The following is a 13,536-nucleotide window of genomic DNA, read 5'->3' as shown; positions in this document are numbered from 1 at the left end:
CATGGTGCTGATGGGCCATCGGCGGAGCAAAGTCATGCGCTTGGCGCTGCCGATCATGTTGGGCATGCTGTCGCAAAGCGTGCTCAATCTTATCGACGCCGCTCTGGTCGGCTCACTGGGTGAGGTCGCCCTCGCTGGCGTCGGTGTGGGTGGCTATGCCATGTTCATGATGACGGCGCTCGTCTTCGGGCTCTCATCTGGGGTGCAGGCGCAAACCGCGCAACGTACCGGCGCGCAATGCGCCACCCCGGCTCAACCGCTTAATGCTGGGCTACTGATCGCACTGGGGGTTGGGCTCCCTTTAACGCTAATGGCTTGGTGGCAAGCACCGCTTCTCATTCGGCTAATGACGCAAACGACCGATGTCCACAGCGTCGCCGTGGATTATTTTCGCTGGCGCGTGGTGTCGCTTAGTGCCATCGCGATGACCCTGTGTTTTCGTGGTTATTGGAATGGTCGCCAATATACGTCTCTCTACCTGCGTATTATTGTTGGTGTTCACGTGCTTAATGTGTTCATTAGCATCGGACTGATTTTTGGCTATGCAGGGCTTCCGCAAATGGGGGCCAGCGGTGCAGGCGCTGGAACCACGCTTTCAATCTTCATCGGGCTAGTGGCATGGCTGTTCGTCAGTGTTAAAGGCGCTTGTCAGCAGGGTTTTTTGCAGCATTTGCCCTCCTCTCAACAAATACGCCAGACGCTGGTGCTAGCATTCCCCCACTCCTTCCAGCAACTTTGGTTTGCCGCCGGTTACGCGGTGTTAATCTGGATGCTTAGCCAAATTGATACCGCCAGCGTCGCTGTGGGCCACGTGCTAATTAACTTATCGCTTTTATTAATTTTGCCTGGCGTTGGGTTGGGCGTGGCAGCCATGAGTCTTGTTGGTGACGCGCTAGGACGGGAGGCCCGCCAGGAGGCGCATCGCTGGGGTTGGGATGCCCTTGGCGTTGCTTGGCAATTACTTGCCCTGTTAGCGCTTCCGATGCTGTTATTCCCTAGTGCGCTGCTAGGGCTGTTTTTTCACCAAGAGGCGTTAATTGCTCTCGGTCGGCTTCCGCTTCAGCTCACGGGGGCTATGATTGTACTCGATGCCGCCGCGTTGGTGCTCGCGCAGGCACTGATGGGCGCTGGCGCCCAACGCACTGTGATGATGTTAACGCTGAGTATGCAGTGGCTGTTGTTTTTACCGCTTGCCTGGTGGGTCGGGGTTGTTCATGAACATGGCCTCATTGGGATTTGGCTCGTTCAGCTGATTTATCGGCTACTCAACTCACTGGCGTTTTTATGGGTTTGGCAGCGTCGACGCTGGGCATCCCCTTTGTAAGCGCTTTTTAAATATCATTTAGAAATAAAAAGATAATTATATATTCTTTTGTGGAATATTTAGCCCGCGTTAAGGTGTATCAACTCTTAGCTTTAGTTGTTTGGTTAACCACCTTGGCTAACAACAGCGTGTCGCTCCGCTCGACACCTTCGCATTAAGCAGGACCGTGCCCCATGTACCGCTATGACACCCATGACCAAACGCTGGTAGATGAGCGCGTCGCTCAATTTCGCGATCAAATGGATCGCTACCGCGACGGGCGTTTGGGAGAAGAAGAATTTCGTCCACTACGTTTGCAGAATGGTCTCTATATCCAACGCCATGCGCCCATGCTGCGCATTGCGATCCCGTACGGCATGTTGGCTGGTCGTCAGCTGCGTGCGCTGGGGGATATTACCCGTCGTTACGACCGCGGCTATGGACACTTCACCACGCGCCAAAATCTGCAGCTCAATTGGCCTGCCCTGGAAGATGTGCCGGACATTCTGGCGGATTTGGCCAACGTCCAGATGCATGCGATTCAGACCAGCGGCAACTGCATTCGTAATACCACCAGCGACCAGTTTGCCGGCATTGCCAACGATGAAGTGGAAGATCCGCGTCCCTGGTGCGAGCTGATTCGCCAATGGTCGACGCTACACCCTGAATTTGCCTATCTGCCACGCAAGTTCAAGATCGCCGTCAGCGGCGCCTCTCAGGACCGCGCGGCCATCCAGGTTCATGATATCGGCCTGCGGCTATGGTACAACGAGGCTGGCGAACTGCGCGTCAGAGTTCTCGCTGGCGGAGGCCTGGGCCGCACGCCGATGATCGGCGATGTGGTACGCGACGACCTGCCCTGGCAACACCTGCTCACCTATCTGGAAGCGTGCGTACGGGTCTACAACCAGTTTGGGCGTCGCGACAACAAATTTAAAGCGCGGATCAAGATCCTGGTCAAGGCGCTGGGGATCGAAGAGTTCCGCCGTCGCGTCGAGGAAGAGTGGGTGCATTTGAAAGATGGCCCTCAGACGCTCAATGCTGCCGCGATCGAGGCAGCTAAAAGCCACTTTCCAGAGCCTGAACGGCGCAGCGTGGAAGAAAGCGCAGTAGCTGATTACGAGCGCTTTCGTCGGGAAAACCGAGGCTTTGCACGCTTTGTGACCAATAACGTGACCGACCACAAGGTCTACGGCTATAAAGCCGTGACGCTATCCCTCAAGCGCCGCGAGCATGCCCCCGGCGACGTGACGGCTGACCAAATGGACGCCATCGCCGACCTCGCTGACCGTTACAGTTTCGGCGAAGTCCGCGTTACCCACGAGCAGAACCTGGTACTTTCCGACGTGCCGGTGGACGAGCTTCAAACCCTTTGGCAAGCGCTTGAAGCGCTGGGCATGGCCAACCCAACAGTGGGCACGCTCAACGACATCATCTGCTGCCCGGGCGGCGATTACTGCAGCCTGGCTAACGCGGTGTCGATACCGATCGCCCAGGCTTTGCAGGAACGCTTTGAAGACCTCGATTTCCTTTACGATCTGGGGCCGCTGGATTTGAACATTTCCGGCTGCATGAATGCTTGTGGTCACCACCACGTGGGGCATATTGGCATTTTGGGCGTTGATAAAAAGGGCGAGGAGTACTACCAAATATCGATTGGCGGCAACTCGACCGATGATGCTTCTTTGGGCAAGATCCTCGGCCCCTCCTTTTTCCGTGAAGACGTACCCGGTGTCGTCGAAAAAGTGCTGGAAGTCTACGTGGCCCAGCGCCATGAAGATGAACGCTTTCTGGACACCTATCGCCGTATTGGACTGAAACCCTTCAAGGAGCGTGTTTATGCCGCCTAATGACAAGCAGGCCGATGCGATTGAGCTAACGCCGGTTCATGCTGATCACCTGATCGAAAATGGTGAACTGGCGGCGGAAAACGCTTGGTGTGTGTCTTACGACGCTGAGGCGCTACCTGAGCAGCGCCCTGCGTTTGTACCACTGGCGCTCTGGAAAGCTCATCAGGAAGACACCGAACTGGCACCGCTGCTGGCAAGCGATTGCGAACTCACGGCTATTCTGGCCGATGAGATCCGTTCGGCCCAGGCAGTCGCCATTGATTTTCCGGCGTTTACCGACGGCCGGGGCTACACCCTTGCTCGGCTATTGCGCGAGCGCTTCGGCTACCAGGGTGAAGTGCGCGCGGTTGGTGATGTACTGGTCGACCAGTTGGAGTACATGCGCCGCTGTGGCTTTACCGCCATGGCGCTTCGCGATGACCAGCACCCCGAGGATGCCCTTAGGGCACTGAGTTTTTTCAGCGTACACTACCAACCGGATGTCCAAGAACGCCAGGCACTGTTTGAAAAACGCCTTAACGCTAATCGCTAAGTGCGTCAGCTATCTAAGCACTCAGTCATCTAACCACTCGGTCATCTAACCACAGGGGGCAGCCATGCGGCTGCCCCTTTGTGTTGACGACGGCTGAATTGGCGATAGCTAGCCACGGCGTTTCTGCTGGCGCTCACGGTTATTGGCTTTGGACCGCTCGCTTTTTCGCAGCATGACCCAAGTCGCCCCCAACCCGCCGTCAGAGGATTGCGCCGAAATATAGGCCTGCACTTCGTCAAACTGCATGAGCCATTTCGCCACATAAGAACGTAAGACATTGGCAGGACTATCGATATCTCGCCCCCGGCCGTGGACAATCAATATGGATCGCAGGTCGTGAGCGTAGGCATCGTAGATGAAAGGGAAAAGCAAGCGGCGACACTCCGCTAGCGGCCGACGATTAAGATGAAGCTGCGCTTGCACCGAATATCCCCCATGTTTGAGCTTATCCACGACACCCTGCTGAATGCCCTCACGGCGAAACGTGATCGGATCAAACGGTGGCACCAAATCAACAAAATCATCCGAGAGGAAGTTACGCTCACCTAACGCTTCTTCTGCCGACTCCCGTCTTGCGCGCTGAGCTTCTGTTGCATCGGAACGTTTTTTCCCCGTTTCCGCTCGGTTGTGGCTCCTTAGCGGTTTCACATCCCCCATCATTGCCCTGAAATCCCGGTCATCACGCAGTGACTGATTCATGTTGCATTCCTCCGGCAGGTCGAGAGCGCATCGTAGCAAAAGCAGGCACAATGCTTAAGCATTCGATATGGGACAATAAAGGAATCGCCATGACAGGTGTAACGCGTTTCGCAGTATTTTTACTCATCGTGCTTGTGGGTATAGCCACTTGGCTGTGGCTGACCATGCTTAGTCCCTGGTTTTACGATCGACCCGATCACCTTTCTTCGATTCAATCGCGCCCACATCAGGTATTTGTGTACGGAACCCTGACATACGCGCCGGTGCGTTTTGTAGTGATGGGCGCATTAGGAAATCCTGCACCTGCCACTCTTGAAGGTTTCACACGTGAAGGGCTGGATATCTCGCCCTCGCCGGGTGAGCATATTAATGGATTACGCTTGACCGTCACGCCTGAACAGTTGGCACGGCTAGATCGCTACGAGCGCTTAGGAGTTCGCTACGAGCGAGTGAAACTCCCCCTTGCGGATGGCACTGCGGCTTGGGTTTACCGTCGCTTGCTTGAGTCTGCTAACATGAATGATCCAATTTTTGATGCGATGAGCGTCGCTATGCATATCGAGAAAGAATTTACCCAGAAAGAGTTTGCCGAGAAAGAGACCGTCCAATGAGCGCTAACCAGCCGTATATTCTTGTGTTGTATTATTCCCGCAGCGGCGCAACCGCGACCATGGCACGGCAAATTGCCGAAGGCGTTGAAAGCATTGCCGGAATGCAGGCTCGCTTGCGATGTGTGCCGCCAGTATCACCTACCTGTGAAGCCGTTGAGCCAGAAATCCCGGAAGAAGACGCCATATATGCCGAGCTTGATGATCTGCGTTACTGCGCTGGGCTGGCAATCGGTAGCCCTACGCGTTTTGGCAATATGGCAGCGCCGATGAAGCATTTTCTCGATAGCACCAGTAATCTTTGGCTCAATGGCGCGTTAATCGACAAGCCTGCCTGTGCGTTTACCTCTTCATCAAGCCTGCATGGCGGCCAAGAAAGCACGCTACTTACTATGCTGGTGCCACTATTACACCACGGAATGGTATTTGCCGGCCTGCCCTACAGCGAAACAGAGCTTATTGAAACGCAAGCAGGCGGAACACCGTATGGCGCAAGCCACCTAGCGGGCGCGCGCAGTGACCGCCAAGTTGATTCGAGCGAAAGAGCACTCTGCACCGCTCAAGGTAAGCGCATTGCCAAGCTAGCGCTGGCACTGCAATCTATGCGTGAGGAGGCTTAATGCGTCAGTGGCTGGAGAACGTCGAACAGCAGTACGGGCTGGATAACTTAACCCTGCGCTCGCGCCAATTAGTCATCCTAAGCTATGCAGCACTTATGTTACTGACGCTTTATCGCGGCTTCCTGCTTCAAGGGGACACGTTTAATTGGCGCCCTATCGTCGCGTTTATACTCCCCCTTGTACTGTTTTTGCCTTCTATTATTGGGCGTCGACCACGAGGGCATGCTTGGCTGGCTTTTGTCAGCCTGCTCTATTTTACTCAAGGTGTCATGGTGGCCACACTGCCTAGCCAAGCATTACGGGGGGTGGTGGAAGCGCTAGTCTCCTTGGCTCTATTTACCGGCTGCATGGGCTATGCCCGCTTTCGCAGCCGTCAGTTACGGTTTCACCAATGACCCATATCACATGAATTATGGCGAAAAGTGCTGAATCGTTTGCCTTAGCTGCTAACAACTCATCAGAAACTAACCGCTGAGAAGCGCGCACTTCTCAGCGGTTTTGTTATTAACCATCATGACTTACCCAAGCCAAAACGTAAGCGTAACCGCAATTCCTACAAAAATAGCCACTAATGCCCATCCCCAACGTATTTTTACCTCGCCCGAGGCTGGGTAATCCACAGGAGGATGCGAAAGCGTTTTAACACCGGTAACCATCCCCTTTACCAGTTTTTCCCCCATCAGCCGGTGCGCCACAATTGCCACCAAGTGCAACCCGATAAGCACGACCAAAAGGTTGGAATTAAACCGATGCCAGCTGAAGAGCGCTTTGCTGACATCGCCGCCAAAAAGACCATGAAGCGGTCCTTGGAAGAAGATATCGTCGCTTAAAAAAAGCCCACTAACCGCCTGAAACGTTAAGGATAGCAGCATGACTACAACCATCCAGCCACCCAGCGGATTATGCCCTGCGTAAGACGTAGCCGAGCGCTGAATCGTCGCTTTCGCGTAGCCAAGTGAACCGGACGGCCCCGCAAGGAAGGTATGAAAGCGTGCATAATGACTACCCACCAGCCCCCAAAGCCAGCGAAAAGCCAAGAGCCCAAGTACGGTATATCCTGCTTTCGCATGCACTTCAATAGGGAAAAGAAACGGCGCACCGCTGGTTTCCATAGTGTAAAACGCCATTATCACAGCACCCACTAACCCCCAGTGAAACACCCGAACGTAAATATCCCATACAAAAACGTGACGCATTGCTGAGCTCTCATGACGGCGTTAGAAGAGTTATGAGTTTCGCATTTATCCCTTGATTCTCATAGAATGCGAGGCGGTTCGTCGCAGCTTGTGGTGCAAACCGGAGAGTCCGCCTTATAACAAAAAGAGCGCTTGAGCTTTTGCATTAGAGCAGCGAACATAGGTAAAACATTTTGGGGGAGTAATACAATGACACGTAATATTGCCGACATTCGTCGCGACTATGAGGGAGGTCGGCTAGACGAGTCACACACGTCTGATGACCCCTTTGCTCTGTTTGATGAATGGTTTACGTTAGCCCTTGAGAGCGAAGGAAAAGACGGCAATGCCATGACGCTTGCCACCGTAGACAGTCAAGGGCACCCTCACGCTCGCGTCGTGTTGCTTAAAGGTTTCGATGAAAATGGCATGGTATTTTTCACTAACTACCATAGCCACAAAGGTAGCGAACTTAACAATGTTCCCTATGCGGCATTGACGTTTTGGTGGCCGTCTCTTTCTCGTCAAGTGCGTATTGAAGGACGTACAGAGCAGGTCTCTGCCGACGAATCCGATGAGTATTTTGACAGTCGTCCGCGAGGTAATCAGCTGGGCGCATGGATTGCGACACAAAGCGTTATCATTCCTAACCGCAACTGGATAGAAGAGCGTCAAACGCGCTTTGAACAAGCGTATGAAGGCCAAGATATCCCGCGCCCAATTCACTGGGGTGGCTATCGCGTTATCCCCGATATGATTGAGTTCTGGCAAGGCCAACCTAGTCGCTTGCATGACCGTATACGCTTTGAGCGCCGTGAAGGCGAAATCTGGAATCGCTTTCGCCTCGCGCCTTAATTCTCGTTAGTGTGGTAAGTATCCAAATCAGGTTAGAGCGAACACAAGGGCGAGAATATCGTCCTCGTGTTCAGGCCTTACTTAGTCAGGCAAGCTCTCCAAGCGGTGGCGTTGCCACTCGCTTTCGGGTTCATTAAGGCGCATCACCGCATCAACTACCTGCTCTTCCATGTTATAGCGGCACTTAAAGCCTAGGTACTTCATCAGTGCTCGCATCGGGTGATTATCCACCATGATTTTACCGATCATTTCTAACGTGCCGATGCTACGACAGTAATCAATCATTTTCTTCATCAGTAGGCTACCAATCCCAAGCCCCTGAAGATCGTCACGAATAATCACTGAGAATTCGGTGCGAATATTGTCAGGGTCATTAAACACTCGTACAACGCCCAACATCTCTTTGCTGCCATCATCGCATTGATGTTCGGCAATAAAAGCCATCTGACGATCGTAATTGATGTGCGACAACATCGATAAATCGCGTTTCGTCAGGTCTGATTTATTGTGGAAGTAGCGAAACCGGATACTCTCTTCTGACAACTGGCGGTGGAAGTTGGTAATGAGCGGTGCATCCTCGGCGCGAATCGGGCGGACCTCAACTTGCCAGCCATTTTTCAACGTCACCCATTCACGCAACTCCTCAGGGTACGGCATAATGGCAAAGCGTGCGGGCGGGCCAAGGTCCATGGCAAAATCGACCGCAACGATTCCATCGCGATTGAGAAGTAACGGGTTAATTTCCAATCCTCTTAACTCGGTGAGCTCGGATGCCATTTGCGATAGCTTGACGAGCAACTGGCAGAGCCTATCGATATCGCGCTGAGAGTCCGCAGAGTGCTCACGTAGCAGTGACGCTGCATGGGTTCGCCCGACAACATCGGCGGCAAGACTCATATTCAAAGGAGGTAGTGCCACCTGACGATCAGCCAAAATATTCACTTTATAGCCGCCAATACCAAAAACGATCAATGGCCCAAATACCGGATCACGCGTAACCCCGGCACAAATCTGCATCGAGTGCTTACCACGCTGCATCGGCTGTAGACAGTACTCGTGGATCACATATTCAGGGAATTTATCCCGGACTTTTTCGCCCAGACGCTTAACCCCATCTGCCACTTCCTCAGCGGTTTCCAAATCCTGCAGCAACCCAGCTGAAATCTTATGAGGGTGCTTGCGGTAACGATATGGCCAGCAATTTCCTTCGTGTACGACTTTTAGTGCTTTTGCCCCGTCAATACGCTTCGCCGCTTCTAAGGCTTCCTCTTCCGTGTGAACATACACACTGGTGGCGGTAGGGATGCCATAGGCTTCCAGCACGCTTGCCGTTTCCGAGTGGGTTAATGTTTGACGTCCCACCTCCTTGGCCTTTTTAATCAAAGTGCGGCACTGGGCGCGAACATCCAGGCTGGTGGAAAACGGTAGGCTTGGCGGTATTTCTTGCAGCAGTAGCTGAACGCGTTGGTAATCCACCATGTGCATGAACGCTTTAACGGCTTTTTCCGGCGAGATGTACGTTGGAATACCCGCAACATTACACTCGTGGCGTGCATTCAGCGCCTCTTTTAACCCCATCCAGCTGGTCAATAAGTTACGCCGGAATTTTTTGCGATTTTCAATCAGCGCCTGCGCCGTTGCTTTTGATGGTGCTAAACGAGTGGGCGCGTGCACCACCAATACGGCGTCAACATTGGCGTCAGCGGCCACGATTTCTAACGCCTCGACAAAGCGTTGTGGTGTTGCGTTGCCTCCAAGGTCTACCGGGTTTTCTCCCGGTTTAGTGAGATCCACTTGGCTTTTATGCAGAGCATGCTGGGTATCGACGCTAAATTGAGCCAGTTTTCCCCCAGCGCTAATAAGCTTGTCGATGGCGAGCATCGCGGGTCCCAAACCGTTGGAGACCACCGCAAGCCGATCTCCTTTAAGCGGCTTCATGCGTGAAAGCGTTTCTAGCGCATCAATGAGCTCATCGGAGTCATTTACCCGCACAACGCCTGCGCGCGAAAATGCCGCATCAAAGACTTTATCGCGGTTAGCAATGCCAGGCGTTGGCGGCATGCCCGAAATATCGGATTCGATCGTACGGCCACTTTTAATCGCCACCACTAGGCGGTTGCGTGAAGCGTCACGCACTGCGGTCATAAAATGCTGCGCATCGTTGACCCGCTCTAAGTGCAGCAAAATTGCTTGGGCTGGGGAGAACTGGTTCACGTAGTCGATTAAGTCAGGCAGCAGCACATCGACGCTATCGCCCACGGTGATTAAATGAGAAAAGCCAACGTCACGACCTCCCGCCCAATCGATCATCGCATTGGCAAGCATTCCAGACTGGCCAAGGTAGGCAACGCGACCGGCTTTTACTTGCTGACTCGCATAAGAAGCATTGAGCTTTTTCCCTGGCACAATTACGCCCATACATTCAGGCCCGAGCAAGCGAATACCCGAAGCCCGGGCGCCTTTTAACATGCGTTCGCGAATGGATCCTTTATTGCCTTTATCACGATCTAAATATGCGCCACCAGAGAGAACGATAGCGGCTTTTACACCAAAGTGGCCTAACTGTTTAATGAGCTGGGGAACGCCATCAATCGGTGAACAGATCACGGCTAAGTCAGGCACCTCGGGAAGATCATTGACGTGGCTTACGCACGTTTCACCAAAGACATGCGCATAACCACGCAGATTCACCGCCCAGATAGTGCCTTTAAAGCCACCTTCTTGAATATTGCGCAGCACTAAGCCACCCAACGATTCAGGTTTTTCTGAGGCACCAAAAACCGCAATCGTTCGTGGTTCAAAAAAATGGTGTAAAAAGCGTGTACTCACGTATAGCTCTCCCGCTACGGTCAAAAATAAGTACGCTCAGCCATCGCGACGGTAAAGCAAATGGCTAAATAAATATGCCATTTAAGACTTATTGACACTGTCGCAAGACACCTCGAGGCGATTATGGTGCCTATATTCATAATGGAGCGTTTGAATGATTACTGCCTACCTTACCCACCCTCACTGCTCTTTGCATCACATGGGGCCTGAACATCCAGAAAGCCCGAAACGCTTAGAGGCGATTAGTGCACGGCTATCACTATCCGGTCTTCTTCAGCAAACCATGCAGGGGGATGCCAAGGAGGCCACTGATAAAGACTTGGCGCGCGTGCACCCCATTCGCCATCTTAAAGCCTTAGAGAAATGCGTTCCTATCGAAGGGATTGTGACGCTCGATAGCGACACAATGATGAACCCTGATAGTTTAAAAGCAGCACGCATGTCAGCCGGGGCCGTATTACGCGGGGTTGATCAAGTTTTTCGGCGCCAAGCAGATAACGTATTTTGCGCGGCAAGGCCGCCGGGGCATCATGCGGAAGCTTCCGATGCAATGGGCTTTTGCTTCTATAACAATATAGCGGTTGGTGCCGCCTACGCACGTGAAAAATATGGGGCCCGGCGCATCGCTATTCTGGACTTCGATGTACATCAGTGTAACGGTACGATCGATATCTTTAAGAATAACCCGAACTACCTTATCTGCAGTAGCTTTCAATACCCCTTCTACCCATGGCGCTACCTGCGTAGTGAGTGGCAAAACGTAGTGAATACGCCGCTTGAAGTGGGCACACAAAGTGATGAATTCCGTCGCATTGTAGAAAACCACTGGCTGCCTGCCCTGCATGCGTTTAAACCTGATCTTGTCATGCTTTCTGCCGGCTTTGATGCTCATCGTGATGATCCGATGGCAGATATATGCCTAGAAAATGAAGACTTCTACTGGGTAACGCACTTGGCAATGGAAATAGCGACGCTGTATGCAGACAATCGCGTGGTTTCCGTTCTCGAAGGCGGTTATAACCTCATAACACTAGCCAATGGGGTTGAAGCACACATCAAAGCCCTTTTAGGGCAGCCGTTCGACGCTGTTCCATAATTATATTAAAGTGAAATGAGTCCCATATAGTTTTTTGACAAACTAAGTTTAACTATGCTGTTTGTAAAATAAAGTTAACGGTATATTTTTCAATGCCATGAAATGGCTTGTTGGCAGCATGCCGATAACTTCACGAAGGTATTCACATTCACTCTCTGCTCCGGTGCAACCAAGGCTAATAACCCGCGCGCCTCCAGGTCTTCTTCCATGACAAAAATTCGCTCAGCGGCTAATGTCCACCCCTGCCATGCTTGATCTAACACTGCGATGACCGCGTCTTCAATCAGCACAAGTTTATCTTCTGGCCCCATCACACGCAGTGCCTGAGAGGCCGCCTCGCCAAACTGCGGCGCCCGGTTAACGATGTGTAACAGCACCTGGACTCCCCTTAAAAATTAAGAACATTTGCGGCATCGGCAAAACAGTCAAGCATTTGTTCCTCATCTAGCAGCGTTATTCCTTTTACTAGATCATCGGCTTTCACGCTAATTGCATGAAGATCGTTTGCCGCTACGCATAAGTGCTGGATATCGTACATAGCCAACGTTTCCTGTGTTGGAAGTCGTGGTTTTTCTGACCCAGGCTCTTGCGCCTGACCTGGCAGTAATGCCAAAACCCCCTGGCCCATGAATAAAAGACTGACTGTTTTACCAAATGCGGCGCCTACCATGGCGGCATCTAATGCTTCCTGTAGCCAGTGCCCGCTTTGCGGTGCCTGCCTAATGACGACCAGTAACGTATCTTTTTGGCTCATGGCTCGTTTCCACTAAGGGGCAAATGTTATTAAACGATCACAACGCTGCTGGAGCGCAATGAGCTGCCCAAGACCTGTTAGCTCGAAGGGAGGCTCAACGTTATAGGCTGAGTATCCATGGCGATTAGCTTCTGCCAAGTCAACCAAACCTCGCCGTAGTGCCGCAGCGATACACACGTCCAGGTTAACGTTGTATTGCTGATGCAAGGCTTTCCAGGCACTGCGCAGGCATGTGGTACCTTGGGCAGGCGTAACCAGGGATGAAGCGTTGTGTACCCCTTCATGGTAGAAAAAAACACTCTCAAGATCATACCCCTGACCGATCACTGCATGTGCAAATCGCAGCGCCGAATGCGGCGCCTGGCTGACATAAGGCGCTCCCATGACTAGCAGTGCATATCGCATACTGCTCTCTCCTTTTAAAACAAGACAAGCCCTACCTTTCGATAGGGCTTGCCAAGCTTCAACTTGCTAACTTATATATATTAGTCGCTACTCATGATACCTAGCAATGAAAGCAAGCTGATAAACAGGTTATAGATAGAGACATATAACGTAATGGTGGCCAAGATATAGTTGGTTTCGCCCGCGCGATGAATGATTTCGCTTGTTTGGTACAAAATGGCGGCAGAGGCAAACAGCACAAAGCCAGCCGACACCATTAGTGACAGCGCCGCAATATTAAAGATCAAGCCAGCAACCATGGCCAGAATTAGCACAATTGCGCCTGCGACGAGGAAATTGGCCAGGAAACCAAAATCTTTCTTAGTGACCAAAGCCACCGCCGAAAGGCCAAAAAAGGTCACACCTGTCATCGCTAATGCCGTCATGATCAGCGAAGCACCATTAGGCAGGGCGAGATAGGCAGATAGAATCGGGCCTAAGGTAAATCCCATAAAACCGGTGAACGCGAACGTCGCAAGCAACCCCATTGCTGAATTCGCCGTTTTATGCACTAAAAACATGAGACCGTAAGCGCCGATAAAGAACACAAATATGTTCATGCGCTCAATGCCCAGCGCCATTGCTCCACCAGCCGTTACTGCTGAGAACAGCAGGGTCATGGCAAGCAAGGCATAGGTGTTGCGCAACACTTTGTTTGTGTTGATGCTATTGGAATAACCACTTTGTTCAGCAGGCGCTGAACGCGAAACACGTGAGTCGTTGTAAGCCATGCGACTTGCTCCCTATAAAAACGCGTTAACAACAGCTGAC

15 protein-coding genes are annotated in these 13,536 nt (G+C 52.3%); 8 read left to right on the top strand and 7 right to left on the bottom strand.

The genetic code is table 11. The features are described 5' to 3' along the window. The first annotated feature begins 1 nt into the window (after position 1). The 3 genes from M8006_RS09120 to M8006_RS09110 all read left to right on the top strand — a co-directional run bounded on the left by M8006_RS09120 (position 2) and on the right by M8006_RS09110 (position 3,685). Positions 2-1,324, top strand: a complete 1,323-nt coding sequence (locus M8006_RS09120) for an MATE family efflux transporter (RefSeq protein ID WP_250081420.1) — start codon at positions 2-4, stop codon at positions 1,322-1,324. A gap of 173 nt (positions 1,325-1,497) precedes the next feature. Next, positions 1,498-3,153, top strand: coding sequence for a nitrite/sulfite reductase (locus tag M8006_RS09115; protein WP_250081418.1), 1,656 nt, complete (start codon positions 1,498-1,500; stop codon positions 3,151-3,153). Beyond that, positions 3,143-3,685 (top strand): DUF934 domain-containing protein, encoded by a 543-nt coding sequence (locus M8006_RS09110; RefSeq protein WP_250081416.1) that lies wholly within the window; start codon positions 3,143-3,145, stop codon positions 3,683-3,685. Before M8006_RS09115 ends, M8006_RS09110 begins: the two co-directional genes overlap by 11 nt. Before the next feature lie 108 nt (positions 3,686-3,793). Here the strand turns inward: M8006_RS09110 and smrA are convergent, their stop codons facing one another. After that, a complete protein-coding gene (gene smrA, locus M8006_RS09105; RefSeq protein ID WP_250081414.1) occupies positions 3,794-4,384 on the bottom strand; it encodes a DNA endonuclease SmrA in 591 nt (196 codons plus the stop codon). 89 nt (positions 4,385-4,473) lie between these two features. Between smrA and M8006_RS09100 the strand changes: the two genes are divergently transcribed. Genes M8006_RS09100 through M8006_RS09090 form a run of 3 tightly spaced genes read left to right on the top strand, consistent with a single transcriptional unit; the run spans position 4,474 to position 6,007 of the window. Further along, positions 4,474-4,995: a gamma-glutamylcyclotransferase family protein gene (locus M8006_RS09100; protein ID WP_250081412.1), complete on the top strand. Its 522-nt coding sequence runs from the start codon at positions 4,474-4,476 to the stop codon at positions 4,993-4,995. Beyond that, positions 4,992-5,612, top strand: coding sequence for an NAD(P)H:quinone oxidoreductase (gene wrbA / locus M8006_RS09095; RefSeq protein ID WP_250081410.1), 621 nt, complete (start codon positions 4,992-4,994; stop codon positions 5,610-5,612). Before M8006_RS09100 ends, wrbA begins: the two co-directional genes overlap by 4 nt. Continuing rightward, the gene (locus M8006_RS09090; protein ID WP_250081408.1) at positions 5,612-6,007 is read left to right on the top strand and encodes a DUF2069 domain-containing protein; all 396 of its coding nucleotides are present in this window, start codon (positions 5,612-5,614) and stop codon (positions 6,005-6,007) included. The genes wrbA and M8006_RS09090 overlap by 1 nt, the downstream gene beginning before the upstream one ends. Positions 6,008-6,130: 123 nt before the next feature. On the opposite strand, the gene M8006_RS09085 is transcribed toward M8006_RS09090, so the two are convergent. Further along, positions 6,131-6,808, bottom strand: a complete 678-nt coding sequence (locus tag M8006_RS09085; RefSeq protein ID WP_250081406.1) for a cytochrome b/b6 domain-containing protein — start codon at positions 6,806-6,808, stop codon at positions 6,131-6,133. Between the two features lie 189 nt (positions 6,809-6,997). On the opposite strand from M8006_RS09085, the gene pdxH reads away from it, so the two are divergent. Further along, complete coding sequence (pdxH, locus tag M8006_RS09080; protein WP_250081405.1) at positions 6,998-7,642, top strand: pyridoxamine 5'-phosphate oxidase; 645 nt, start codon at positions 6,998-7,000, stop codon at positions 7,640-7,642. An 81-nt stretch (positions 7,643-7,723) separates the two neighbouring features. On the opposite strand, the gene M8006_RS09075 is transcribed toward pdxH, so the two are convergent. Beyond that, entirely contained in the window at positions 7,724-10,471 is a 2,748-nt protein-coding gene (locus M8006_RS09075) for a bifunctional acetate--CoA ligase family protein/GNAT family N-acetyltransferase (protein ID WP_250081404.1), read from the bottom strand. Between the two features lie 154 nt (positions 10,472-10,625). On the opposite strand from M8006_RS09075, the gene M8006_RS09070 reads away from it, so the two are divergent. Continuing rightward, positions 10,626-11,567 carry a histone deacetylase family protein gene (locus tag M8006_RS09070; protein ID WP_250081401.1) on the top strand — a complete coding sequence of 314 codons (942 nt, stop codon included), beginning with the start codon at positions 10,626-10,628 and terminating at the stop codon, positions 11,565-11,567. Positions 11,568-11,656: 89 nt separating this feature from the next. Here the strand turns inward: M8006_RS09070 and tusB are convergent, their stop codons facing one another. The 4 genes from tusB to M8006_RS09050 all read right to left on the bottom strand — a co-directional run bounded on the left by tusB (position 11,657) and on the right by M8006_RS09050 (position 13,496). Then, positions 11,657-11,944: a sulfurtransferase complex subunit TusB gene (tusB, locus tag M8006_RS09065; RefSeq protein WP_250081398.1), complete on the bottom strand. Its 288-nt coding sequence runs from the start codon at positions 11,942-11,944 to the stop codon at positions 11,657-11,659. An 11-nt stretch (positions 11,945-11,955) separates the two neighbouring features. After that, entirely contained in the window at positions 11,956-12,321 is a 366-nt protein-coding gene (locus M8006_RS09060; protein WP_250081396.1) for a DsrE family protein, read from the bottom strand. A 12-nt stretch (positions 12,322-12,333) separates the two neighbouring features. Further along, the gene (tusD, locus tag M8006_RS09055) at positions 12,334-12,726 is read right to left on the bottom strand and encodes a sulfurtransferase complex subunit TusD (RefSeq protein ID WP_250081393.1); all 393 of its coding nucleotides are present in this window, start codon (positions 12,724-12,726) and stop codon (positions 12,334-12,336) included. An 80-nt stretch (positions 12,727-12,806) separates the two neighbouring features. Then, the gene (locus M8006_RS09050) at positions 12,807-13,496 is read right to left on the bottom strand and encodes a Bax inhibitor-1/YccA family protein (RefSeq protein ID WP_250081391.1); all 690 of its coding nucleotides are present in this window, start codon (positions 13,494-13,496) and stop codon (positions 12,807-12,809) included. Between the last annotated feature and the right edge of the window lie 40 nt (positions 13,497-13,536).

The sequence above is a fragment of the Halomonas llamarensis genome (genome assembly GCF_023555005.1).
Taxonomy (GTDB): Bacteria; Pseudomonadota; Gammaproteobacteria; order Pseudomonadales; family Halomonadaceae; genus Vreelandella; species Vreelandella llamarensis.
The sequence above is the reverse complement of the archived record's forward strand: the minus strand, read 5'-3'. Positions and strand labels throughout refer to the sequence as shown.